1 protein-coding gene is annotated in these 540 nt (G+C 71.7%); it reads left to right on the top strand.

Features of this window, described 5'->3' with window-relative positions:
- A partial coding sequence (locus IH44_RS0140080; RefSeq protein WP_030464778.1) for a discoidin domain-containing protein occupies nucleotides 1–540 on the top strand: 540 nt, incomplete at both ends.

The raw sequence follows: 540 nt of genomic DNA, 5'->3' as shown, positions 1-540 counted from the left end.
TGCTCGCTGAGCCTGACCAAGGCCGTCCTGAAGCTCCCCCCGGCCACCGCCTGGGCCACCCGGACCCAGACCCTCACCGTCCAGGGCTCCACCGACGGCGCCACCTTCACCACCCTGGTGAACTCCGCCGGCTACACCTTCGACCCGGCCACCGGCAACACCGCCACCATCAACCTCCCCACCACCCCGACCCGCTACCTGCGCCTCAACGTCACCGGCAACACCGGCTGGCCCGCCGCACAGCTCTCCGAGCTCCAGCTCTTCGGCGGCGGCAACGGCAGCTCCTCCCCGTCCCCGTCCTCCTCGCCGTCCCCGTCCTCGTCTCCCTCGTCCTCCTCGGGCCCGACATGCCCGACCGGCACCGGCAACCTGGCCCAGGGCCGCCCGGCCACGGCCTCCGGCACCAGCCAGACCTACGGCCCCGGCAACGCGGTCGACGGTGACGCCAACAGCTACTGGGAGAGCACCAACAACGCCTTCCCGCAGTGGATCCAGGTCGACCTCGGCTGCTCGCTGAGCCTGACCAAGGCCGTCCTGAAG

Origin of the sequence: Kitasatospora sp. NRRL B-11411 (assembly GCF_000721345.1) — a bacterium.
Classification (GTDB): Bacteria; Actinomycetota; Actinomycetes; order Streptomycetales; family Streptomycetaceae; genus Kitasatospora; species Kitasatospora cineracea.
The sequence above is the reverse complement of the archived record's forward strand: the minus strand, read 5'-3'. Positions and strand labels throughout refer to the sequence as shown.